18 protein-coding genes, 1 pseudogene and 1 CRISPR repeat array are annotated in these 22,867 nt (G+C 72.9%); of the genes and pseudogenes, 11 read left to right on the top strand and 8 right to left on the bottom strand.

Annotation, left to right across the window (positions count from 1 at the left end; all coding sequences use genetic code 11):
* Window positions 1–5: 5 nt before the first annotated feature.
* Window positions 6–1,254: direct repeats of the CRISPR family, unit length 29 nt; unit sequence CTGCTCCCCGCGCGTGCGGGGATGGACCC.
* An 888-nt stretch (window positions 1,255–2,142) separates the two neighbouring features.
* Genes ACQYWQ_RS13340 through manD form a run of 4 tightly spaced genes read left to right on the top strand, consistent with a single transcriptional unit; the run spans window position 2,143 to window position 6,424 of the window.
* Window positions 2,143–3,315, top strand: coding sequence for an ABC transporter substrate-binding protein (locus ACQYWQ_RS13340; RefSeq protein WP_431034738.1), 1,173 nt, complete (start codon window positions 2,143–2,145; stop codon window positions 3,313–3,315).
* Window positions 3,315–4,256: a carbohydrate ABC transporter permease gene (locus ACQYWQ_RS13335; protein ID WP_431034736.1), complete on the top strand. Its 942-nt coding sequence runs from the start codon at window positions 3,315–3,317 to the stop codon at window positions 4,254–4,256. The genes ACQYWQ_RS13340 and ACQYWQ_RS13335 overlap by 1 nt, the downstream gene beginning before the upstream one ends.
* Window positions 4,253–5,167, top strand: a complete 915-nt coding sequence (locus tag ACQYWQ_RS13330) for a carbohydrate ABC transporter permease (protein WP_431034734.1) — start codon at window positions 4,253–4,255, stop codon at window positions 5,165–5,167. Before ACQYWQ_RS13335 ends, ACQYWQ_RS13330 begins: the two co-directional genes overlap by 4 nt.
* Before the next feature lie 48 nt (window positions 5,168–5,215).
* Window positions 5,216–6,424 carry a D-mannonate dehydratase ManD gene (manD, locus tag ACQYWQ_RS13325; protein ID WP_431034732.1) on the top strand — a complete coding sequence of 403 codons (1,209 nt, stop codon included), beginning with the start codon at window positions 5,216–5,218 and terminating at the stop codon, window positions 6,422–6,424.
* 194 nt (window positions 6,425–6,618) lie between these two features.
* Here the strand turns inward: manD and ACQYWQ_RS13320 are convergent, their stop codons facing one another.
* Complete coding sequence (locus ACQYWQ_RS13320; protein ID WP_203607395.1) at window positions 6,619–6,789, bottom strand: hydrophobic protein; 171 nt, start codon at window positions 6,787–6,789, stop codon at window positions 6,619–6,621.
* Between the two features lie 667 nt (window positions 6,790–7,456).
* Between ACQYWQ_RS13320 and ACQYWQ_RS13315 the strand changes: the two genes are divergently transcribed.
* Window positions 7,457–8,776, top strand: a complete 1,320-nt coding sequence (locus ACQYWQ_RS13315) for a ricin-type beta-trefoil lectin domain protein (RefSeq protein WP_431034729.1) — start codon at window positions 7,457–7,459, stop codon at window positions 8,774–8,776.
* Complete coding sequence (locus ACQYWQ_RS13310) at window positions 8,773–10,170, top strand: ricin-type beta-trefoil lectin domain protein (protein WP_431034727.1); 1,398 nt, start codon at window positions 8,773–8,775, stop codon at window positions 10,168–10,170. The genes ACQYWQ_RS13315 and ACQYWQ_RS13310 overlap by 4 nt, the downstream gene beginning before the upstream one ends.
* 299 nt (window positions 10,171–10,469) lie before the next feature.
* Here the strand turns inward: ACQYWQ_RS13310 and ACQYWQ_RS13305 are convergent, their stop codons facing one another.
* Window positions 10,470–11,612: a translation initiation factor IF-2 gene (locus ACQYWQ_RS13305; RefSeq protein ID WP_431034725.1), complete on the bottom strand. Its 1,143-nt coding sequence runs from the start codon at window positions 11,610–11,612 to the stop codon at window positions 10,470–10,472.
* A gap of 446 nt (window positions 11,613–12,058) precedes the next feature.
* Here ACQYWQ_RS13305 and ACQYWQ_RS13300 point away from each other — a divergent pair, with 446 nt between their 5' ends.
* The gene (locus ACQYWQ_RS13300; protein ID WP_431034723.1) at window positions 12,059–13,555 is read left to right on the top strand and encodes a hypothetical protein; all 1,497 of its coding nucleotides are present in this window, start codon (window positions 12,059–12,061) and stop codon (window positions 13,553–13,555) included.
* 204 nt (window positions 13,556–13,759) lie between these two features.
* A complete protein-coding gene (locus ACQYWQ_RS13295; RefSeq protein WP_431034721.1) occupies window positions 13,760–14,563 on the top strand; it encodes an HAD family acid phosphatase in 804 nt (267 codons plus the stop codon).
* Between the two features lie 106 nt (window positions 14,564–14,669).
* On the opposite strand, the gene ACQYWQ_RS13290 is transcribed toward ACQYWQ_RS13295, so the two are convergent.
* Window positions 14,670–15,164 carry a hypothetical protein gene (locus tag ACQYWQ_RS13290; protein WP_431034720.1) on the bottom strand — a complete coding sequence of 165 codons (495 nt, stop codon included), beginning with the start codon at window positions 15,162–15,164 and terminating at the stop codon, window positions 14,670–14,672.
* Window positions 15,165–15,296: 132 nt separating this feature from the next.
* On the opposite strand from ACQYWQ_RS13290, the gene ACQYWQ_RS13285 reads away from it, so the two are divergent.
* Window positions 15,297–16,148 carry an arylamine N-acetyltransferase family protein gene (locus ACQYWQ_RS13285; RefSeq protein ID WP_431034718.1) on the top strand — a complete coding sequence of 284 codons (852 nt, stop codon included), beginning with the start codon at window positions 15,297–15,299 and terminating at the stop codon, window positions 16,146–16,148.
* Between the two features lie 45 nt (window positions 16,149–16,193).
* On the opposite strand, the gene ACQYWQ_RS13280 is transcribed toward ACQYWQ_RS13285, so the two are convergent.
* A complete protein-coding gene (locus tag ACQYWQ_RS13280; protein WP_431034716.1) occupies window positions 16,194–16,964 on the bottom strand; it encodes a GNAT family N-acetyltransferase in 771 nt (256 codons plus the stop codon).
* Window positions 16,965–17,210: 246 nt separating this feature from the next.
* On the opposite strand from ACQYWQ_RS13280, the gene ACQYWQ_RS13275 reads away from it, so the two are divergent.
* Complete coding sequence (locus ACQYWQ_RS13275; protein WP_431034714.1) at window positions 17,211–18,674, top strand: sugar porter family MFS transporter; 1,464 nt, start codon at window positions 17,211–17,213, stop codon at window positions 18,672–18,674.
* Window positions 18,675–18,788: 114 nt separating this feature from the next.
* Here the strand turns inward: ACQYWQ_RS13275 and ACQYWQ_RS13270 are convergent, their stop codons facing one another.
* From ACQYWQ_RS13270 to ACQYWQ_RS13260, 3 genes are all read right to left on the bottom strand, one after another.
* On the bottom strand, window positions 18,789–19,199 hold the full coding sequence (locus tag ACQYWQ_RS13270) for a VOC family protein (protein ID WP_431034712.1): 411 nt from the start codon (window positions 19,197–19,199) through the stop codon (window positions 18,789–18,791).
* Between the two features lie 462 nt (window positions 19,200–19,661).
* The gene (locus ACQYWQ_RS13265) at window positions 19,662–20,834 is read right to left on the bottom strand and encodes a GDSL-type esterase/lipase family protein (RefSeq protein WP_431034710.1); all 1,173 of its coding nucleotides are present in this window, start codon (window positions 20,832–20,834) and stop codon (window positions 19,662–19,664) included.
* Between the two features lie 81 nt (window positions 20,835–20,915).
* Window positions 20,916–21,497 (bottom strand): TetR/AcrR family transcriptional regulator, encoded by a 582-nt coding sequence (locus ACQYWQ_RS13260; protein WP_431034707.1) that lies wholly within the window; start codon window positions 21,495–21,497, stop codon window positions 20,916–20,918.
* An 89-nt stretch (window positions 21,498–21,586) separates the two neighbouring features.
* Here ACQYWQ_RS13260 and ACQYWQ_RS13255 point away from each other — a divergent pair, with 89 nt between their 5' ends.
* Window positions 21,587–22,090 (top strand): FBP domain-containing protein, encoded by a 504-nt coding sequence (locus ACQYWQ_RS13255; RefSeq protein WP_431034705.1) that lies wholly within the window; start codon window positions 21,587–21,589, stop codon window positions 22,088–22,090.
* Window positions 22,091–22,094: 4 nt separating this feature from the next.
* On the opposite strand, the pseudogene ACQYWQ_RS13250 reads toward ACQYWQ_RS13255, so the two are convergent.
* A pseudogene (locus ACQYWQ_RS13250) lies at window positions 22,095–22,818 on the bottom strand (alpha/beta fold hydrolase).
* Window positions 22,819–22,867: the final 49 nt, after the last annotated feature.

Raw genomic sequence — 22,867 nt, 5'->3', positions numbered from 1 at the left:
AAAGACTGCTCCCCGCGCGTGCGGGGATGGACCCCGCACGTCGTTCGGCGTCGACACGGTGACGGGCTGCTCCCCGCGCGTGCGGGGATGGACCCAGCAAGGACAGCTCCTCGCTGGAGAACGTCAGCTGCTCCCCGCGCGTGCGGGGATGGACCCTCCTGTTGCGGCATCTGTTGCGGCATCTACCGCTGCTCCCCGCGCGTGCGGGGATGGACCCACCGGCGCCTCGGTGGAGCAGGACTTCCACATCTGCTCCCCGCGCGTGCGGGGATGGACCCCGGTAGCGGGGCACGGTGCTCCTAGAGGGCTACTGCTCCCCGCGCGTGCGGGGATGGACCCTACGGCGCCTACGACCACGTTGCGCTCGCGCACTGCTCCCCGCGCGTGCGGGGATGGACCCGTCGGCTTTACCGCCCCACTCCAGAGGCCGCGCTGCTCCCCGCGCGTGCGGGGATGGACCCGTGGTGTCGGTGTCCCACTCGGTGACGATGTCCTGCTCCCCGCGCGTGCGGGGATGGACCTGCGCCGCTGGTTTCGGGCCGGGCATCCTTCGACTGCTCCCCGCGCGTGCGGGGATGGACCTGCGGGCCATGCATCCGGGCATCAGGCACAGATCTGCTCCCCGCGCGTGCGGGGATGGACCCGCCCTGGCCTGGCTGTTCCCTGACGACAGTGACTGCTCCCCGCGCGTGCGGGGATGGACCCATCACCGCCGCCCCGAAGATCAGCTATAGCGGCTGCTCCCCGCGCGTGCGGGGATGGACCCGTCATCGAGCTGTCGCCCACGCTGTCCTGGCCCTGCTCCCCGCGCGTGCGGGGATGGACCCTCGGCTACGGCGGGGGCAAGTGATGGCAGTAGCTGCTCCCCGCGCGTGCGGGGATGGACCTCCGATGAGGAGCATGGCGCGGTCACGGAGGCCCTGCTCCCCGCGCGTGCGGGGATGGACCCTGCCATGCTCCGTGTCATCCACTCCACCGTCCCTGCTCCCCGCGCGTGCGGGGATGGACCCCACCCACCGTGCCCAGGCAGACGATTTCCGTCCTGCTCCCCGCGCGTGCGGGGATGGACCTGCCCTCTGCCGCAGCATGCAGTCCTGGGGGCACTGCTCCCCGCGCGTGCGGGGATGGACCCCCCCACACCGCCAGGGAGGGCACCTGCTACGCCTGCTCCCCGCGCGTGCGGGGATGGACCCCTCCGCCTCCTCCAGGCGCGCACCCCGAACTACTGCTCCCCGCCCGTGCCGGGATGGCCCCCTGGCCCCAGGGACACCCCCGCCTGTCCCTCCGGCTCCGCCCCTGGCCCCCGTTCCCCGCCTCCCCCTCGTCACCCGCAAGCCTCCCCTCCCCTCCCCGCCCCTCCCCTCTCGCCAATCCCTTCCGCCCCCTACCCCCTGCCCGCACCTCCTGCTAGCCTCCCTCTCGCTCGGCCCAACTGGTACTACCAGTCCGACCGCTATTCGCTCCGCCCCAGGAAGCCCCCGCATCCGGCCCCACGCCCTCCGTCCCCCGCCCCAGAGAGGTGGCACAACGATGTCCACCCCCCGGCCCCCGATCGGCCCCCGCACGAGCAGCCGGCCACCGGCCGCCGCCGCGAGTGCCCACCAGACGGCGCCCCGCCTCGGAACCCCCGACTTCTCGGCCGAGCCCCCGGCCGCGAACGACCGGCCCGCGACTGTCGCCCCCGCGAGCCTCGCCCCCACGGCGCCCCCTCTCGCCCCTCCCGGGCTCCCGACCACCCCCACGGCGCCGCGCCTCGCCACCCCCGCCCCCTCGGCCGAGCCCCCGGCCGCGAACGACCGCCCCGCGACTGCCGCCCTCGCGAGCCTCGCCCCCACGGCGCCCCCTCTCGCCCCTCCCAAGCCCCCGGCCCCCCACCTCGCTACCCCCGCCCCCCGGTCCGCCACGCCCCCGTCACCCCACCCCCCAGCCGAACGAGGCCCCTCACCGCACCCCCCAGCCGAGCGGGTCCTCCCCGCCTCCACCCCGCGCCTTCGCCCCCCAGCCGAGCGGGTCCTCTCCCTCCCCCGTCGTGCCTTCGCTCGTCTCGCCCTCGCCGTGCCCGGCGCTGCCCTCGCCGTGCCCGCTCTCGCCGCTTGCGGTGCTCCCTCCGGTGCTCCGTCCAAGGGCACTCCGCTTCGGATCATGGCCATCAACCATGTGTGGTCGCAGGCCATCAAGAAGAAGTTGCCCGAGTTCGAGGAGCGGATCGGGCGGAAGGTCAGCATGCAGATGCTCACCGCCGATCAGCTCGCGTCCAGTTACAACGTCAAGCTCAATGCCTCCGGGACCGACGTCGACGTCATGATGGTCCGGGCTCTTCAGGAGCAGCTCGTCTTCGGGCACAACCGGTGGCTCGTCGATCTCAGTGGCCGGGTCCGGGAGGACGCCGGGTTCGCGTGGGGGGACTTCCAGCAGTCCGCCCGCGACGTCTCGCTCACCGACGGGAAGATCCTCAGCGTCCCCGTCGTCACCGAGCGGCCCGCGCTCTACTACCGCAAGGATCTCGTCGGCGGGCGGCCCCCGGCCACCCTCGACGACCTCTACGCCACCGCCCGCGAACTCACCCGCAAGGGCGGGAACTTCTTCGGCTACGTCGGGCGCGGGCAGCGCAACGGGGCCGTCTCGCAGTGGTCGAGTTTCCTGTACTCGCACGGCGGGGACTTCCTCAAGGGCGGCCGCTCCGCGATCGGTTCGCCCCAGGCGCTCGCCGCGTACCGCTTCTACGGGAAGCTCCTCCACGACGCGGGGCCGCCCGGCGCGACCAACATGAGCCTGGAGCAGGCCATGCCGATCTTCGCGCAGGGCAAGGCCGCCTTCTACATCGACGCCGACGCGATCTACAGCAGCTTCCTCGACCCGAAGGTCTCCACCGTCCGCGACAAGGTCGGCTTCGCGCCCTTCCCCGCCGGGCCCGCCGGGGCGCGTCCGCACAACATCCCCTCGTGGAGTCTGGGCATCAACGCCTTCTCCCGACTCCAGGACGACGCCTGGGAGTTCATCCTCTGGGCGGCGAGCAAGGAGATGGTCGCCGAGGTGCAGAAGGCGGGGATACCCGGGGCCCGTACGTCCGCGTGGCAGGACCCCCGTACCCTCGCCGCCTTCCCCGACGACCTCGCCGAGGCCATGCGCGTCAACGCCGAGCGCGGGATCGGCTACGACCGGCCCCGCGTGCTCCAGGTCGGCCGCGCCCGCGACATCGTGGGCCGCCCCCTCGTCGCCGGGATACTCGGCCGTCCCGTCGATCCCGTCGTACGGGACGCCGACGCCGAGTTCGCCGACTTCCTCGTCCGCGACAACCGCCACAAGGAGGCGTGATGGCCGCCGACGTCCTGGCCCCGGCCCGTACGAAGGCCGAACGGCCGCGCAAACAACGGACGTTCGAGCAGAGCAACCGGCGACTGCGGTGGATGATGCTCGCCCCGGCGCTCGTCTTCGTCGCCGCGATGATCATTTTTCCCTTGCTCTACACGCTCAACCTGAGCTTCACCGACGCCTTTGGCGCGGTCAACGCGCCCAGCAAACACGTGGGTTGGCAGAACTTCGTGGACGCGCTCGGGGACACCCGCCGCTTCTGGCCGGCCGCCGGGCGTACCGCCGTCTTCACCGTCGGCGCCGTCGTCCTGGAGACCGTCTTCGGGCTCGCGGTCGCGATGCTTCTGCGCAAGCCGTTCCGCGGGCAACGCTGGGTCCGTACCGTCCTGTTGATCCCGCTGCTCACGACCCCCGTCGCGATCGGCATCCTGTGGCTGCTCATCCTCGACCCGACCAACGGCATCGCGAACCACCTGCTCACCCAAGTCGGCATTCCCCGGCAGGAGTTCCTCGGTTCCGTCGGTCAGTCGCTGCCGACGCTCATGCTCATCGACGTGTGGCAGTGGACCCCGATGATGACGCTGCTCCTGCTCGCCGGGCTCAGCACGCTGCCCGAGGAGCCCGAGGAGGCCGCGCTTGTGGACGGCGCGACGGGCCCGCAGCGCTTCCGGCTCGTCATCCTGCCGATGCTCCTGCCCACCCTCGGTACCGCACTCGTCCTGCGCGCGGTGGACGCGCTGAAGACCTTCGACCTGCTGTACGCGACGAAGGGCCCCGGCGGCGGCTCCGACTTCGAGGCCGAGACCCTCAACGTCTACGCCTACGGGCTGACCTTCGACTACCAGGAGTACGGGCTCGCCGCCGCCGTCCTCGTCCTGTTCACGCTCTTCATCATCGGCGTCGTCGTGCTGCTGCGCCGCTCAGGGAAGGAGTCCGCCGTATGAGCGCCCCCCTCGCGGCCCCCACGCCCCCTACGGCCCCCACACCCCCCACGGCACCCGCCTCCGCCCCGCCGACGGACCCCGTCCTCGCCCGCCGCCTGCGCCGTGCCCGCACCGCCAAGGTGCTCAAAGCCGTCGCCATCGTCGTCGTCATGCTCGTCTTCCTGCTGCCGATGGTGTGGATGTTCGCCGCGGCCTTCAAGACGAACGTGCAGGTCACCGACCCTTCGGTGGGCCTGTGGTTCAAGCCGACGCTGGAGAACTTCCGCAGCGTCGTCGAAGCGGGGACCCTGCTGCGCTCGATGGGGAACTCGGTCCTCGTCGGGGTCGTGTCCACGCTGCTCTCCGCGCTCCTCGCCGTCCCCGCCGCGTGGGCCGTGGGCCGCTTCGGCATGCGGCGTACGGGCTCGCTCGTGCTCGTCGCGCGCATCGTGCCCGCCGTCTCGCTCCTCGTCCCCTGGTACTACCTCTTCGCGCGGGCCGGGCTCGTCGGCAGCTACACCGTGCTCGTCCTGAGCCACATGTTCGCCGCCGTGCCGCTCATCCTGTGGATCATGACCGGCTTCTTCGCCGGGCTGCCCGTCGAACTGGAGGAAGCGGCGCGTACGGACGGGCTCTCGGCCTTCGGCGCCTTCTGGCGCATCAGCCTCCCGCTCGCGGCCCCCGGCACCGCGACGGCGTGCCTGCTCGCGTTCGTCTTCAGCTGGAACAACTTCATGTTCTCGCTGGTCTTCGCGGACGAGAACACGCAGACCGTGCCGGTGACCCTCTACAACTTCATCTCCTACGCCAGCACCGACTGGGGCGGGCTCATGGCGGCGGCGACCCTCATCACCGTGCCCGTGCTGCTCGCCGCGATACTCGGCCAGAAGTACCTCGTCGCGGGGCTGACCTCCGGCGCCACCAAGGGCTGAGCCGCCCGCCGTACGCACGCCCGCCCCCAGCCAGAAAGAGAAGCACCCATGAAGATCGTCTCCGCCGAGGTCGTCGTCACCTCACCGGGCCGCAACTTCGTCACCCTGAGGATCACCACCGACGAGGGCCTGACGGGACTCGGCGACGCGACGCTCAACGGCCGTGAGCTGGCGGTGGTCTCGTACCTGCGCGACCACGTCGCCCCGCTCCTCGTCGGCCGCGACCCGCACCGCATCGAGGACACCTGGCAGTACCTCTACCGGGGCGCCTACTGGCGGCGCGGGCCCGTCACGATGGCAGCGATCGCCGCCGTCGACATGGCGCTGTGGGACATCAAGGGCAAGGCCGCCGGACTGCCGCTCTACCAGCTGCTCGGCGGCGCGAGCCGCGAGAAGGTCATGACCTACGGGCACGCGAGCGGCCGCGACATCCCCGAACTCCTCGACTCCGTACGGGAGAAGCTCGCGCTCGGCTACCCAGCGATCCGGGTGCAGACCGGCGTGCCCGGGCTCAAGGCGGTGTACGGGGTCGGCGGCGCGGAGGCGGGTACGGGCCCCGACGGGCACCCGCGCCCCCTCGTCGAGGACTGGGACACCGCCGCGTACCTGCGCCACCTGCCGAGCGTCGTCGAGGCCGTACGGGCCGAGTTCGGCCCCGAACTGCCGCTCCTGCACGACGCCCACCACCGGCTCACGCCCCTCCAGGCGGCGCGGCTGGGGAAGGACCTGGAGCCGTACCGGATGTTCTGGCTGGAGGACTGCACCCCGGCCGAGAACCAGGAGGCACTCACGCTCGTACGGCAGCACACGACGACGCCGCTCGCCATCGGCGAGGTCTTCAACTCCCTGCACGACTACCAGTACCTCCTCACCCACCAGCTGATCGACTACGTCCGTTCGGCCGTGACGCACTTCGGGGGCGTGACCCCGCTGCGCCGCCTCTTCGACCTCGCGGGCCAGTACCAGATCAAGTCGGCCGTCCACGGGCCCGAGGACATCTCCCCGGTCGGCATGGCGGCGGGCATCCATCTCGACCTGGCCATCCACAACTTCGGCATCCAGGAGTACAGCGGCTACACGGAGACGACCCACCGCGTCTTCCGCCACGCGTACACCTTCACGGACGGCTGTCTCCACCCGGGCGAGGCCCCGGGGCTGGGCGTCGAGCTGGATGAGGAGCTGGCCGCGGCCCACCCGTACGACCCGGCGTACCTGCCGGTCAACCGTTTGCAGGACGGAACCGTCCACGACTGGTGAGCCCCGGCTGCGGGCGGGCGTGGCAGGCTGGGTGAGTGGTGCGTACGGGGTGATCGCCCGCACCGGAACCGTGTGCGACCTCCATCGGCGGCCGCCCCGTACGGCCCCCGCGCCCCGGGCGCGCGGAAGGGGCGGCGCACGGCGTGCAGGCCGTGCGCCGCCCCCAAGTCATCGCGAGGTGTGCGGTGTTCAGCTCACCATCGGTACCACCGGCCCCGCTTTCCACCGGTCCCCGCGGACCGGAACAGGAAGCCGAGCAGCCAGACGACGAGCACGGCGATCGCGATCCACCAGAGGATCTTGACCGCGAAACCGGCGCCGAAGAGGATCAGCGCGAGCAGAAGAACGAGCAGCAGGGGAACCATGATTATCAACCTCCGCCGCTCCGGGTGCCCGCCCTTTCGGCATGCACACCACAGTTTCCGCCCGTGATCGTTCCGAGACCTCCGGCGAGGTGAACGCGGCGTGACGCGGGGCGTGTGCGTACGCGGCCGATCCGCCGCCGTCCGGGCCGCCGGTCACGCGCGAGGAGGACGGACTCACCCGGCGGGTGAGCGCGGCGGGTGCGCGCGGCGGGTGGGCGCGGCGGGTGCGCGCGGCGGGTGCGCGCGGCGGTCGTACAAGTTCCTCCCTCCCCAGCCGGACGGGAACCGGAGGGGTGGGTGCCGGGAATTGGTCCAGACGAATGTATTGACGGACTCCCGGGGCGCTTCTTAAATCAACAGCGTCAACAGGTGAAGGGAGCAAGCCCTTTCTCCGCAGGGCGAGTTCATGTTGTGTTCACTGACATGAACGCGACACATTTCGGACCCGGTACGGGCACACCGTGCCGCAACGCCTGCCCCACCCGCTCCGTCCACGACAACCGGCACGATCCGCACGACCCGCGCCACCTGTTCCACCCGCGTCACCCGTTCCACCCGCGCCACCTGCTCCACCCCGCACGACCCGCACCACCCGCACCACCCGCACCACCTGCACCATCGCGCGACCCCCACCCCCACCGCCCCCACGGAAGCGATGTGATGCCCCATGCGTGTTTCCCGCACCCCCGCCCGGCGCCGCAGATCCCTCTCCCGGCGCCCCCGCCCCCTCGCGCTCCTCGCCGCCGCCGCGTGTCTCGGCTTCGCCGCCCTGACGCCCGCCGCCGCGCAGGCCGCCGCGCCCGCCCCCGTACCCGCCTCCGCCGAAGCCCCCGCCCCCGCCGCCGCGGCGGCGACCTTCACGGACGACTTCGACGGACCGGCCGGAGCCGGGGTCGACGGCTCGAAGTGGCTCCTGGAGACCGGCGACAACGTCAACAACCACGAGCGCCAGTACTACACATCGGGCACCAACAACGCGGCGCTCGACGGCCAGGGCCACCTCGTCATCACCGCGAAGAAGGAGAACCCGGGGAACTACAACTGCTGGTACGGGCGGTGCGAGTACACCTCCGCCCGGCTCAACACCTCGGGCCGTTTCACGTCCCAGTACGGTCACGTCGAGGCCCGGATGAAGCTGCCGCGCGGGCAGGGCATGTGGCCCGCGTTCTGGATGCTCGGCAACGACATCGGCTCGGTCGGGTGGCCCAACTCGGGCGAGATCGACATCATGGAGAACGTGGGCTTCGAGCCGAACACGGTGCACGGCACGATCCACGGGCCCGGCTACTCCGGCGCCGACGGGATCGGCGCGGGGTACTCGCTGCCCGGCGGCGCCGCTTTCGCGGACGGTTTCCACACCTTCGCGATCGACTGGAGCCCGGACGCGATCACGTGGTCCGTGGACGGGAACGTCTACCAGACCCGTACCCCCGCCGACCTCGGCGGACGGCAATGGGCCTTCAACAAGCCGTTCTTCCTCATCCTCAACCTCGCGGTCGGCGGCTACTGGCCCGGGGACCCGGACGGCGGCACGCAGTTCCCGCAGCAGCTCGTCGTCGACTACGTGCACGTGAGCGACGGCGGCGGCACGACTCCGCCGCCCACCGGCACGAAGACGATCAGGGGCATCGGCGGCAAGTGCCTCGACGCCGCCGCGGCGAGCAGCGCGAACGGGACGGCGGTCCAGCTCTACGACTGCAACGGCACGAGTGCGCAGGCGTGGACGGTCGGCGGCGACGGCACCCTCCGCGTCCTCGGCAAGTGCCTTGACGTGCCGAGCGGTTCGACGGCGAACGGGGCGAAGCTCCAGCTGTGGGACTGCAACGGCTCCGGCGCCCAGCAGTGGGTCGTCACCGGCGCGAACGACATCGTCAATCCCCAGGCGGACAAGTGCGTGGACGCCACCGACAACTCCTCGGCCAACGGAACCCGCGCCCAGCTGTGGACCTGCTCGGGCACCGCCAACCAGAAGTGGACCGTCTCATGACCCCGACCTCCCTGCGCGGCGCCCTCACCTCGCGCCGCGCCCGCCTCCTCCCCGTCCTCATCGCCCCGCTCCTCGCGCTCGGCGTCGTCCAGGCCCCGCACGCGGCCGCCGACACCGGCACGATCACCGGGCTCGGCGGCAAGTGCCTCGACGTCGCGGCGGCGAGCAGCGCGAACGGGACGGCCGTGCAGATGTACGACTGCAACGGGACCACCGCGCAGCAGTGGAACGTCGGCGCGGACGGCACGATCCGCGCGCTCGGCAAGTGTCTCGACGTCGCGAGCGGTTCGACGGCGAACGGGGCGAAGCTCCAGCTGTGGGACTGCAACGGCTCCGGCGCCCAGCAGTGGACCGTCACCGCGGCGAAGGACCTCGTCAACCCGCAGGCGGACAAGTGCGCCGACGTCACCGACAAGAGCACGGCGAACGGGGCGCGCGTCCAGCTGTGGACCTGCACGGGCACGTCCAACCAGAAGTGGAACGCGCCCTCGGCCGGAGGGGGGACCACTCCGCCTGTCGGGGAAGCGCCGGCCGCCGTGGCTCCGTACCTCTACAACGGCTGGGGCAACCCGCCGAGCCCGACGACGGTCACGAACGCGACCGGCGTGAAGTGGTTCACGCTCGCGTTCGTCCTCTCCAACGGCACGTGCGACCCGCAGTGGGACGGCGGCCGTCCGCTCACCGGCGGGGTCGACCAGCAGACGATCTCGACGGTCCGCGCGAACGGCGGTGACGTCGTACCGCCCTTCGGCGGATGGAGCGGCAACAAGCTCGAACAGTCCTGCACGAGTGCGAGCGCACTCGCGGGGGCGTACCAGAAGGTCATCAGCGCGTACGGCCTGAAGGCGATCGACATCGACATCGAGGCGGAGGCGTACGACAGCGCGACCGTCCAGCAGCGCACGGTCGACGCGCTCAAGACCGTCAAGGCCAACAACCCGGGCCTGAAGGTCTTCGTCACGATGGGGACGGGCCAGAACGGGCCCGACACGAGCCTCATCAACAGGGCCGCGCAGTCCGGGCTCACGGTCGACGCCTGGACGATCATGCCGTTCAACTTCGGCGGCAACGGCCAGAACATGGGCGCGCTGACCACGCAGGCGTCCGAGGGCCTGAAGAACTCGCTGAAATCCGCCTACGGGTACAGCGACGACCAGGCGTACCGGCTCATGGGCATCTCCTCCATGAACGGCACGACGGACGTCGGCGAGACGATCACGGTCGCGGACTTCCGCACCATGACCGCCTACGCCCAGCAGCACCACCTCGCGCGCCTCACCTTCTGGTCGGTCAACCGCGACCGCCCCTGCACGGGCGGCGGCGCCGACACGTGCTCCGGAGTCCCGCAGACGGACTGGGAGTTCACGAAGGCACTGGCGGCCTACACGGGCTGAGTCCCGGGACGCCCCACGGAGCACGTGGGGTACGGGTACACCAGTGCGGGTACGGGGCGGGGCACCGCGAGAGGGAGACGCGGCGCCCCGTCCCGTGCCGCCCCGCCCCGTGCCGTCCCGCCCCGTGTCCGCAGTCGCCGCCGAGCGGCAGGGCCACGTGCGCTCCAGGCGGTCCCGCCGTACCGCGTGGGCTGGTTGCCGAGGGGGCCGCATCTGTCGGGAATGCCCCGCCTCCTCCCTGTCCGGGTCTCGTACGGCCGGCGGCCTGCCCCTCGGCGATTTCGCACCTCGCGTGCCTGTCATGCCGTGGCGGCCGGCGGCCGGGCTTCACGGCAGTCGCGGCAGTGGCCCGGGGCGGGGGCGCGGAAGACGCGGTCGCAGGTGTCGCAGGTCTGGAAGGGGTGGATGACGGGGCGGGGGCTGTGGGGATCGGGGGCGCGGCGGCGGGGGGCCGGGAGCGGGGTGTCCTTGAGGCGGTGGGCGAGGAGGGCTGCCGGGCGGCCGAGGAAGTGGTCGGGGAGGTTGGCCGTCAGGGTGTCGGCGAGACGTACCGCGTCGATTCCCGTCGCCAGCCAGCGGCCGATGCCCGGGGCCAGCGCGGCCGCTTCCCGCTCGGAGAGGACCAGGCGCGGGTCCAGGCGGCGGAGGGAGATGAGGACCGCGAGGGCGGCCGGGGGGATCTCGGAGAGAGGGACGGGGGCGCGGTCCGTTCCCGGCGCGGCCGGGGGGCGGTCGGCGGCCGCAGGGGGAGGGTGCGGTTCAGGGTGCCGCCGGGTTTCGGTACGGGGGCGAGGCGGTCCTTCCGCACGGGCTCGCCTCGGCGTTTCCGTACGGGCTCGGCCGGGCGTTTCCGTACGGGCTCGCCTCGGCGTCTCCGTACGAGCCCGGCCCGGCGTCTCCGTACGGGCTCGCCTCGGCGTCTCCGTACGGGCTCGGCCCGGCGTTTCCGTACGGGCGTGCCCATGCCCTTCCGCGCGGGCTCGGCCCGCCCCGTCCGTACGGGCTCGGGGCGCCGCCTCCTTCGCGCGGGGCCGTCGGCCGCGTGGCTCTGTCGTGCCGCGGGGGACGTCGTGCACGTAGGTGCAGGTCCGGAAGCGGCCGGTGGGGAGTCGGACCCGGCGGCGTTCCAGGTAGCCCTCCGCCTCCAGTTCCGCCAGCGCGCGCGAGATCAGGATCTCGCCCTCCGTGAAGTGCGCGCACAGGGCGGTGATCGAGGCGCGGGCGCCCTCGGGGAGCGAGAGGATGTAGACGGCGACCCCCAACGTGACCGCGCTGCCCTTGCGTTGCAACAGGGCGTTGGCCAGGACCGTGAAGTTGGCGGTCAGCCGGGTGCGGACGTGGATCACTCCGGAGGGCGCCGCCGGGGTGCCGGGCGGGCCGTAGGAAGTGCCGGAAACGTCATGGTTCGCGCGCGAGGGCGCGTTAGACTGCGTGTCAGTCATCGGGAAGGTCTTGTCTTCCTGGTGTCAGCCATCGGGAAGGTCTTGTCTTCCTGATCGGTCAGGCCCTCGGCCGGGATGCCAGTCCCGGTCGGGGGCCGAAGTGTTGAGGTGCTCGTTGCGGTGAACGTAGCGGGCTGTGTACGGAGCGTGCAAGCGCCTCACTCGGACGAGTGAGAGGTGTGGGGTGGTTGACCCTCGGGGGGTGCCGCAGGGCGTCGCCGCCCTGCTCAGCCGCCCGCCGCGAGCGCTCACGCGCCCGCTCACGAGGAGGGTGGGCGGGTGGGAGTCCTTTCCTGCCGTTTCTTTTCGGGGTAGGGCCGTGGCCCACCGCACCCCGGTCCACCGGGTCCCGGTGCGCGAGGGGTGACCGCCGTCGGCCGGGTGCCGGTGGGGTGGGGGGGGCGGCAGAATGCTCGGACAGGTGTCAGGCGCTGAGTGGAGTGAATATGCGTACACGAGTGCCCGGGGGTGCCGGGGTGGCGGGGGTGGTCATCGGAGCGCTGCTCCTCGCGGGGTGCGGTACGGGAGGGGCGGGCGAGGGGACGCCCGACGCGCGCGGCACGGGTGCCGCGCCCCCGGCCACCGCGCTCCCGTCCGCCCCCACCGCCTCCCGCGCGCCCTCGCCCGGCAAGGGCTCCAAGGACCCCGACGACCTCAACGGGGACGGCCGCACCGATCTCTCCCTCGTGCTCCCCGCCGAGCGGCCGCGGCCCAACGCCTTCACGCCGCTGCGCTTCGCCACGCTCTACGGGGGCGCGCACGGGCCCGACCCCGCGATCCGCACCGCATGGGGCCGCGAGGCGCTCGGACTGCGGGCCGGGGGCGGGCGGAACGAGCCGCCGGACTCCGTGCCCGCCGCGCTCGTCACCGCGGACCTCGACGGGGACGGCTTCCCGGATCTCGTCTCCACCGACGCGCTCAAGGAGGGGACCGAAGCGGGCCTCTCCACCGACGACTTCGCGGATCGGCGCGGCGTCCCCTTCGTCACCTGGGGCGGGCCGGAAGGGCCGCACGGGAAGGCCGAACCGCTGCGGACCGATGCGAAGCTCAGCGTGGACGAGGTGCGGCGCGGGGACTTCGACGGGGACGGGCACCCCGATCTCGCCGTGTACGGGGAGGACGCGAGCCTGCTGCACGGGGTGGTCGGCGTCCTCTACGGGCCCTTCACGCGCGACGGCGGCTTCGCCCGTACGGAGACGACCACGCTCGACGACAGCGTGGGCGGCATCGCGGTCGCCCCGCTCGACCCTGCGGGCGCGCACACCCCGACGCCCCTCTTCGTCCACGACCAGGACGACGGCGAGCAGACCGCGGGGACGCTCTACCGGGGCGGCCCCGGCAAGGCGCTCTTCGCGGGCGGCGGCGAACGGACCCGCAAGGGGAACGCGTACACCTTCGGCGACTTCGACGGTGATCATGTCTGGGACCTCGCTATCGGCGACGACGGCAGCCGCAACGACGAGCCCGGCTACGAGACGGAAGCCCCCGGGACGGAAGGCTCGTACGCGATCTACCCGGGCAGGGGGCCCAAAACCACTCATCAACTGCCAAAGAATGGCACCAACCTGACAGCAACCCTCCGCACCTTCCTCGCCGCCGACCCCGACGGAGACGGCAAGGACGCCCTCCTCCTCGACACCCGCGAGGGTCCCGCCCTGGCCGACCCCGCGACGGACCGGCCGCACGCCCTCACCCCCCGCACCGGCCCCGCCGCCTACAACGGCGAGAAGACCCCCAAGGACGCGCGCGCCGCCCGCCCCCTCGCCGCCCGCGACCTCGACGGCGACGGCAAGGACGAAGTCCTCCTCGGCTGGGGCCCGCAGGTGGCGATCAGCGGCGACCGGGACTTCGTGTACCTGTGGGTCGTACGCCCCGGAACCGGCGAGGACGTGGCGACGTTCACGGCGCTGGGGGTCACCGCGCGGAGCGGCAAGGGCTCGTAGCCCTGCGGGGTTCCCTGCGGGGTTCCCTGCGGGGTTCCCCGTGGGATTCCATGCGGGGTTCCCCGGGGGACTCCCCGCGGGCAGGTTCGCAGGTGGCGGCTGTGTGTATACGTCAGGTATCGATTCGGGGAAGTGCTTGTGGCGCGGGGCGCAATGCGCGTAGACAAGCGGCCGAAAGCATCGCTCTCGCGAAAGGCGCCCCCCATGCGGAAGTCCCTCAAAGCGGCCGGCCTCACCGCCGCCTGTGCCCTCGCCGGCAGCCTCGTCTACGGGGTCGGCGCCGCCGGTGCGCAGGGCAACGCACCGCACGCCGGTCACGAGCCGCAGAACATCGGCCTCCTGACGCAGCAGATCGACGCCTACTACGGTGCCGAGCAGCAGGCCGACGGCACCTGGACCGCCTCGGCGGACAGCGACTACGCCAAGGACCTCGCGCGCGTCGAGAAGGGGGCCAAGGCCGACATCAAGAAGGCGGCCCAGCGGTACGGGCACGGCCACCACAAGGGCGGCAAGCCCGCCATCGTCCTCGACATCGATGACACCGCGCTCCTCAGCTTCGACTACGAGCGCCGCACCAACTACGTCTACAACGACGCCACCTGGAACGCCTACGTCGACGAGGCCAACCGTCCCGCCGTCTTCGGGATGCCCGGCCTCGTCACCTACGCGCACCAGCAGGGCGTCGAGGTGTTCTTCCTGACCGGGCTCAGCGAGCCGCAGCGCGCGGGCGCCGAGAAGAACCTGACGAAGACCGGCTACGACGTGCCGCTCGACGCGAAGCACCTCTTCCTGAAGAACAAGACCAACCCGCCGTCCTACCTCAAGAACTGTGCCACGGCCACGAGTTGGACCTGCACGACCGTCCAGTACAAGGCCGGTACGCGCAAGTACATCGAGTCCCGCGGCTACCACATCGTCGGCAACTTCGGCGACCAGCAGTCCGACCTCACGGGCGGCTACGCGGACAAGGGCTACAAGCTGCCCAACCCCACGTACTTCGTGGAGTAGCCGAGGGACGGGAGACCGGTCGCTGCGGGGGCGGGTGCCGTGCGGCCGGGTGCGGCGGGGCCGGGTGCCGTGGGCCCGGGCGCCGTGCGGCCGGGTGCGGCGGGTGTCACTGCCCCGCCTCGCCCGGCTCCCAGCCCCGGGCCCGCAGCACCGCCGCGATGTCGGGGGCGCGGTAGTGCGGGCCCTTCATGACCTTGCCGTCCGCGCGGCGCACCGGAGCGCCGTCGGGCCCCAGCTTCGACATGTTCGCGCGGTGCACCTCGGCGAGCACGGCGTCGAGGTCGATGCCGTGGGTCAGGGCGGTGCCGTACGTGACGTAGACGAGGTCCGCGAGTTCCTGCGCGAAGTGCGCGAGCGCCCCCGCGTCCCCGGCCACCTCGCCCGCGGCCTCGTCCGCCTCGGCGAACTCCTCGGCGAGCAGCGTCCGCCGCAGCGCCGCAGTCCGCGCGTCCGCCCGGCCAGGCGTCTCGCGCACGGGCAGGCCGAAGGCCGAGTGGAAGGCGCGGAGGTACGCGGCGGGGGAGGGCGCCTCGCCGACGGGGGCCGTGCCGACGGGGGCCGTGCTGGTGGGGGCGGTGCTGGTGGGGGCGGTGTCCGTCATGAGGGCGAGCCTATCGGCCGTACGGGGGAGGCGCGGGGGCGCGCGTACGGGGCCCCGGGGGCGCGGTCCGGGGGCGCGGGACCGTGGTCCGGGGGCGCGGGGCCGTGGCGGCGCGCCCGTAATGTCGCCCGTATGCACAGCAGCCAGTCCAGTGGGACCGCATTCGACCTCCCCGGCTACCTCGACCGCGTCGGCATCGGCGCCACGCCGTCCGCGCCGCCGCCCACGCTCGCGACCCTCCGCACGGTGCAGCGGGCCCAGCTCCTGGCCGTCCCCTTCGAGAACCTCGACCCCGTGCGCGGGATCGTGCCCGCGCTCGACCTGCCCGCGCTGGAGGACAAGCTCCTCCGGCGGCGGCGCGGCGGCTACTGCTTCGAGCTGAACGGGCTGCTCTCCGCCGCGCTCACCGCGCTCGGCTTCACCGTGCGCCCGCTCGCGGGGCGCGTCGTGCTCGGCGTCGGGGACGAGGGCTGGGCGAGCAGGCCGGCGACCCACCTCGCGCTCGCCGTCGACACGGAGGAGGGCACCCACCTCGCCGACGCCGGTTTCGGCGCGCTCGGCGCCCTGCCCGAACCCCTGCCGCTGCGCGAGGGCGCCGAGCGCGCGGCGCACGGCCGCCGCCACCGCGTCGGCCGCCACGAGGACCGCTGGAGCCTCGCCGCCCTGACGCCGGACGGCTGGGAGACGCAGTACGTCCTGTCGACGACGCCCACGCCGCCCGTCGACCGCGAGGTCGCCAACTGGTACGTCGCGACCCACCCCCGCTCCCCCTTCACGCGCCGCCTCGTCGCCAACCGCACCACGCCCGACGCCCACCACGCCCTCCTCGGCGAGCCGCCCGTCAACGGCACGACGGAGCGGGCCGAGCTGACGACGACGTACGCGGACGGGCGGCGCGAGCGGCGGACGGTCACGGGGTGGGCGGACGTGGCGGCGGTGCTGCGGGAGGTGATGGGCGTGGGGGACGTGGCGGACGCGGGGTGAGGAGCGCGGGTACGGGCCCGGCGGGCCGGTGGGGGCGGGGCGGCGTCAGCTCCCCGTACCCACGTACCGCGCGTGGGTGAACGGCGAGACGTCGCGCCAGCCGACCGCGGTGTAGAGGGCGCGGCCCTCGGGGGTGCAGGCGAGGACCGCGCGCTCGGCGCCCGCCGCGCGTGCGGCCGCGTGCAGGTGGCGCATGACGTAGGAGCCGAGGCCCCGCCGCTGGTGCGCCACGACGGTCTCGATCTGGTCGACCGCGGCCGAGGGGCCGCACACGCCGACCTGGCCGTGCGCGGCGAAGTCGCCCCCCGCCGTGGTGACGACGACGCGCGTGACGCCCGCACGGGTCCACAGGGCGAGGCGGTAGCCGGGCGGCGGGGAGCCGGGCGCGGTGTCCCGCGCGTCGAGGTCCCTGACCATGAACCAGTCGTCCCCGGCGAAGCACTCCCAGCCCGGCGCGAACCAGGGCACGACGCGCGCCGGGTCGGCGACGAGCTTGATCTGCGTGCCGAGGCCCTGCGGAGCTGCCGTCACGGCCCGTACGTCCTCCTCGCGGACCTCCTCGCCGATCCCGCCGAACACGTGGCGGCCGACGTGCCGCTCCAGGCCGACCGTGACCCACCAGCCCCAGGGACGCCGCTCGGGCGGCGCGGCGGCGCGCGAGACGACCCAGCCGTGGACCCACTCCCGCACGTACGCGTGCCCGGTGAGCCGGTCGGTGCTGGTGCTGGTGCTGGTGCTGGTGCCCGGGCCTGTGCCGGTGCCGGTGCCGGTGCCGGTGCCCGGGCTCGTGCTCCGGCTCGTGCTCGTGCTCGTCATGACGCCTCCTCACCCCTCGCGGTAATGACCCCGGCACGCTAGCACCTCTTACTTATGGGTGTCCGTGGATTCTCCGCGACCCGTGTCCGTCACGGTCGCAGGCATGAACTCCGCCATTCGGCGCACCCGTACAGGCGGAAGTGATCAGAAGTGGATGTACTCCTCGGAAGGGGACGTCCGTGCGCCGCCGCGGCAGCGGCGGGTGCCCGGCCGACATCCCGGGGTCCGAGTGGAAGGTGCGTGCGGATGGCGACGAGCCCCGAACCGGCAACGGCGGCCGGTGGTCACAAGGGGAAGGCGCTCGGTGTCTCGATCGCGGCCGCGGTCGGCGGCTTCCTTTTCGGCTTCGACTCCTCGGTCATCAACGGCGCGGTCGACGCGCTCGGTGACCACTTCCATCTCGGCGACTTCCTGAGCGGTTTTGTCGTCTCGATCGCGCTGCTCGGCTGTGCGGTGGGTGCCTGGTACGCGGGGCGGCTCGCGGACAGCTGGGGGCGGCGGCGCGTCATGCTGCTCGGCTCGGTCATGTTCATCATCAGCTCGGTCGGTTCCGGTCTCGCGTTCTCCGTACCGGACCTGTTGGTGTGGCGAGTGATCGGCGGGCTCGGCATCGGGATCGCCTCCGTGATCGCGCCCGCGTACATCGCGGAGGTCGCGCCCGCCGCCGAGCGCGGCATTCTCGGCTCGCTCCAGCAGCTCGCGATCACGATCGGTCAGCTCGTCGTGCTCAGCTCGAACAAGGGACTCGCGGGCGCCGCGGGCGGCTCCTCGCAGGACCTGTGGTTCGGGCTCCAGGCGTGGCGGTGGATGTTCCTCGTCGGCGTGATCCCGGCCGCGGTGTACGGGATTCTCGCGCTGACCATCCCCGAATCGCCCCGCTACCTCGTGCTCAAGGGCAAGGACAAGGAGGCGGCGGGCGTCCTGGAACGCGTCTCGGGCGCGGCGAACGGGCGGACGAAGGTCCAGGAGATCCGCGACACGCTCCGCAAGGAGCCGAAGGCGACCTTCAAGGACGTGCGCGGCCCGCGCTTCGGGCTCCAGTCGCTCGTCTGGGTCGGCATCGCGCTCGCCGCGTTCCAGCAACTCGTCGGTATCAACGCGATCTTCTACTACTCGACGACGCTGTGGAAGTCGGTCGGTTTCTCGGAGTCCAGCTCGTTCACGACCTCGGTCATCACGGCCGGGATCAACGTCGTCATGACGGTCGTGTCGATGTTCTTCGTCGACAAGGTCGGCCGCCGCAGGCTGCTCATGATCGGGTCGATCGGCATGTTCTGCGCGCTGCTCCTGACGTCGATCGCCTTCTCGCAGCAGCAGGGCTCCGGCAAGGACGTCAGCCTCCCCGACCCCTACGGGCCGCTCGCGCTGATCGGCGCCAACGCGTTCGTCGTCTTCTTCGCGCTGTCGTGGGGCCCTGTCATGTGGGTCATGCTCGGCGAGATGTTCCCGAACCGGATGCGCGCGATGGCGCTGGCGCTCTCGACTGCGGCGAACTGGATCTTCAACTTCATCGTGACGTTCTCGTTCGAGCCGCTCACCCGGAACGTGGGCCTGTCGTGGCTGTACGGGGCCTTCGCCTTCTTCGCGATCGTCAGCTTCTTCTTCGTCCTGGGGAAGGTCCCGGAGACGAAGAACCGCGAGCTGGAGGACATGACAGGGGAGACGCACCAGCGGGTGGCGAGGGAGCCGCGGCGGGGCCGGGGGGCCTGAGGGGTTCCGCGGGGGCGGGGTGCGAGGGCCCTCGGGGCCCGGCGCCCGGCCCGGCCTCCGGCGCCCGGCCCCGTGGCCCCGGCCCTCGGGCCCCGCCCCCCGGCTCCCCCGGGGTCAGGCGGTGGCGGTGGCGGTGAGGCCGTATTTCGCCTTCGCGGCGTCCGTGACCGGCGTGAAGAAGTTGACGAGGTTGCCGTCGGGGTCGCGGGTCAGGCAGGAGCGGTTGCCCCACGGCATCGTGGTGGGCTCGGCGACGATCTCGGCGCCGGACAGGGTGGTGCGGAGCCGGTCCACGTCCGGGACGCGGAACTCGATGATCACGCTCTCGTTCGCCGCCGGGCGGCAGGCGTCCGGGGCGAAGAGCGCGAGGGTGCGGGCGTGGGCGAGCGCGAGGGTCCCGTGCGGGGTGGGGACCTCGGCGAAGTCCTCGGTGGCCCAGACGGGCCGTACGCCGGTGGCCTTCTCGTAGAAGGCGGCGAGGCGGGCCACGTCGGTCGTGACGATGCGGAGCGAGACGAAGTCCATGACGGTCCTTGGGGTCCTGAGACGGTACGGGTACGAGCGGCCGCGCCGCGCCGGTGGTGAGCGGCGCCGCGCGACACCCCGGACAGTAGGAGCGGAAGCGGACAGGATCGGTCCGCTATCGCGGGCGCACGAAAAGGGCGCCGTATGGCCCGCCGGGGCACCGTTCAAACCACTCGTACGCGTGGGGTTCATCACGACGTACGGGCGGTAGTCATGTGGGTGCGGGGAGTTACTACCGTCCCCCTGCTCCCCGCACCGCGTACCGTCCGTCCCGCCCCCGAGCCCGCTCTCCTCCACCGTCCGCCCTCCCGCTCCGCCGGCCACCCCCCAGGCTCGGCGCGGCGGAGGCGGGCGCAGGGCTCGCGGGGCCGGGGCGGGCGGTGCGGCGGGAACGCGACCGGAGCGCGACGGGGACGCGGCGTGAGAGCGGCGGGGCGTACGCCGTACGGGGCCCGTGCCGCCTCAGGCCCGTACCGCTGCGAAAGCTCCGTCCTCGCCGAAGGCTGTCGCGGCGAAGCGGTCGGCGATGCGGAGGTGGGTCTCGGGTGAGGGGTGGAGTTCGTCGGGGAGGGGACTGGCCGCGTAGTCCTCGAGCCCGTACAGCTCCGTGCCGTCCAGGTAGTGCAGGTGAGGGTCGCTCGCGGCGCGGCTCGCGACCACGCGGGCCATCTCCTCGCGGATGGTCCGCAGGGTCAGGCGCCCGGCAGGGACCTCGGCGGGGTCGCCGCTCGCGCGGAAGGCGAGGCGGCCCTCGGCCAGGGCACTCGTGTCGAAGGCGGCCGGGCCCGGGGTGTCCTCGTGGATGCGGCAGTAGAGCGCCGAGACCACGAGGAGCGGCGTCTCGGGGTGGCCCTCGCGGACCGTGTCGAGGAAGCCGTGGAGTGCGGGCCCCAGCGCGCGCAGCCGCATGAGGTCCGTGTTGACGAGATTGATGCCGAATTTGAGACTGAGGAGGTCGGCAGGGGTGTCCCTGAGCGCACGGGCGGTGAACGGGTCGAGCAGGGCGCCGCCGCCGAAACCGAGGTTGACGAGGTCCACGCCCGCGAGCGCGGCGGCCCGCGCGGGCCACGTCGTGCTGGGGCTCGCCGCGTCCGAACCGTGGCTCACCGAACTCCCGTGGTGCACCCACACCCTGCGCCCCCGTGCGGGCACGGGCGCCACAGGGGCGTCCGCGCGCAGCGCGAGCAGCTCGGTCGTCTCCTGGTGCGGCAGCCAGATCTCGACGTCCTTCTCGCGTGCGTCCAGCCCGTCGAAGCGGAGCGTGCCCGGGGTGGCGCCGGGCTGGGGTTCGCCGTGCCCCGTCGCGAGGTCCATGACGAGCGTCCGCCCGCCGGGCACCGTGCCGCGACCGGCCAACTCGCCGTCCACGAGCAGGTCGTAGACGCCGTCGGGGCGCGGTGGCGCGCCCGGGTAGCTGCGCTTGGTCGGGAGGGTGTCCAGCTCGACGACGGTCGCGGCGGTCCGCAGCGCGAGCCGCACGCCCGAGGGCTGGCTCTCGGTCATCGCGAGCTGGGGGTCCGTGTTCCTGGCGCGCGCGGCGGCGGGCAGCCGGTGCGGGAGCAGGCCGTGCGCGGTCGGCTCCAGTTCGAGCGCGCCGCGGATCAGGGCGGGGGTGAGGGCAATGGTGGTGAGCATGGGAGTCCGGGGTTCCTCGGGAGGGGGCGGTACGGGTACGGGCGGCGGCGGCGGTACGGGGGCGGGGCGCCCGGCGGGCCCTCAGGGCGTCGCGCGCGCCGGGGGCCACGTGCGGAGGAGGTGGTCGAGCGCGTCGAGCGTGCGGTGCCAGCTCTCCTCGGCGGAGGGCTCGCTGTGCGCGAAGTTGCCGCTCAGCTCCAGGTCGACGAAGCCGTGGAAGACGCTGCCGAGCAGCCGTACGGCGTGCGAGGCTTCGGGCTCGTCGAGCGCGTAGCCGCGCAGGAGCGCGCGGGACATCCTGGCGTGCCGGGGGCCCGCGCTCGCGAGGGCGGTTTCGTGGTCGAGGGGGTGCCGGGTCGCCGCGTACCTGCCGGGATGCTCGCGCGCGTACGAGCGGTACGTCTCGGCGAAGGCGAACAGCGCGTCCTTGCCCGCCCGGCCCGCGAGCGCCTCGGCGGCGCGGTCGGCGAGTTCGCCGAGCGCGAGGAGCGCGATGCCGGTACGGAGGTCGTCCGAGCTCTTCACGTGCGCGTACAGGCTCGCGGGCTTCACGCCGAAGCGGCGGGCCAGCGCCGAGAGCGTGACCTGCGCGAAGCCCTCCTCATCGGCCAGCTCGGCCCCGGCCCGTACGAGCCGTTCCGTACTCAGTCCCACTCGTCCCATCGCGCTGCCCTGTCCCTTCACCCGCCCTGGCGCTTCCTGCTCCAGTTAACCATTTGCCTACAGGGTATAGGCAATTTAGCCTGGCGTGTATGAAGCCGCTGACTGACTCCGAGATCCGGGCCGCCTTCGTGAACTGCTCGAAGGGCGAGGCCAAGCGCCTCCACGTCCCCCGGGACCTGGCGCAACGCCCCTGGGACGACCTCGACTACTTCGGCTGGCGCGACCCGCAGGCCCCGGACCGCGCCTACCTCGTCACCGTCATCGACGACCGCACGTACGCCCTCGTGCTGCGCCGCCCGTCGACCGCCTCGTGGCAGACGCGGCGCGGCATGTGCTCGATCTGCCTCACGCCGCACTCCGGCGGCGTCGCCCTCATGGTCGCGCCGCGCGCGGGCAAGGCGGGCAAGGTGGGGAACTCGGTCGGCACGTACCTGTGCGAGGACCTGGCGTGCCCGCTCTACGTGCGCGGCAAGAAGGACCTCGGCTCGGACGTGGGCCGGATGCGCGAGTCGCTGACGGTGGAGGAGAAGGTCGCGCGGATGAGGGCCAACCTGGAGGAGTTCGTGGGGCGGGTGCTGACCGGCGAGGCGTGAGCCGTCAGCGCGCGGCGGCGTCCAGGAGCAGCCGCGCCAGCTCCCGCGGCCGCGAGAACATCGGCCAGTGGCCGGTGTCCTTGCCGACGAGTTCCCCGTTCCCGCGACCGCCGTCGAGCAGCGTGGTCACGTCCTCCTCGGGCGCGGACGCGCCGTCCGGGAGGCGGCACAGGAGGGAGGTGCCGGGGAGCCCGGCGAGCGGGCGGGCCAGGACGGCGGGCTCGGTCAGCGAAGGGCCGGGGTGCGGCGCCGAACCGGCCACGATCCGGGCGACCTGCTCCGGACCGAGGCCATGCCCGGCGAAGTGCTCGGGCCCGCCGGGCGGCCACCACCCGCCGTGCGCGTCCAGCACCGCCCGCGGCCCGCACCGCCGTCCGGCCACGTATCGGCGAACGACACCCCGTCGGCCGGAACACTCGCGTCGACCAGGACGAGCCGCCGCGACCGCGCCCCGATCAGCGCGGCCGCCTGCCCACGGGGACGCCCGCGTAGCTGTGTCCGACCAACACGAGGTCCCGCAGGTCCCGCCGCTCCACCTCGGCGACGACGTCCCGCACGTGATCCCGCAGCCCGGCCGGGGGCGCCTCCGCCCCCGCGCCCTCGCGCGCGCCGAGACCGGACAGGGTCAGCGCGTGGACGCCGTGCCCGCCCGCGCGCAGGAGCGGCACCACGTCGTCCCAGGCCCACGCGCCGAGCCGGGCGCCCGCGACGAGCACGAAGGCCGTCATGGGGGGGGGAATCTGGCGCGTCCAGGCGCCGGGCGTACGGGAGTTCAGG

The organism is Streptomyces sp. P6-2-1, from assembly GCF_050613165.1.
Lineage (GTDB): Bacteria > Actinomycetota > Actinomycetes > Streptomycetales > Streptomycetaceae > Streptomyces.
This window is presented reverse-complemented; position numbering and strand designations above follow the sequence as displayed.